Origin of the sequence: Acinetobacter sp. NIOH-H-8 (assembly GCF_046635365.1) — a bacterium.
GTDB lineage: Bacteria > Pseudomonadota > Gammaproteobacteria > Pseudomonadales > Moraxellaceae > Acinetobacter.
Map to the genome: position 1 here is coordinate 1 of NZ_JBHDVN010000129.1, position 560 is coordinate 560.

Annotated in this window: 1 pseudogene; it reads right to left on the reverse strand. The window is 41.2% G+C overall.

What is annotated here, in order from left to right:
- A pseudogene (locus ACEWB7_RS17375) lies at nt 1-560 on the reverse strand (IS3 family transposase); the annotation flags it as partial.

Here is a 560-nt window from a genome sequence, read left to right on the forward strand (position 1 = left end):
ATACCCTATGCGCAAGTACCTTGCGGCTATGCCAATCAATCACAGCACATAAATAAACAAAGCCTTTTGCCATAGGGATATACGTTATATCCGTAGACCACACTTGATTACTGCGCTGAATAGCCAATCCTTTGAGCAGATATGGATATTTGCGGTGAGCTTGATTAGCCTGGCTTAAATTTGGTTTGCAATATAACGCATTAATGCCCATTTTCTTCATTAAAGTACGTGTATGACGTCGTCCTATATGATGTCCTTGACGATTCAACAAATCACGCATCATACGGCTACCTGCAAAAGGGTATTGCATATGTAACTCATCCATACACCGCATCAGCTTCAGATCTGATGAGCTAACAGGTTTTGGGCGATAGTAATAACAACCACGGGAGACTTTCAGCAGCTGAGCTTGCTTAGATACTGAAATCTGAAGTGAGTCATCGATTAACTTTTGTGGTTGAAGCGGCCCAGTTTCTTCAACACACCTTCTAAAAAATCAATTTCTAATGCCTGCTCACCGATTTTTGCATGTAGTTTTTTTAGATCGATGGGTGGTTCTG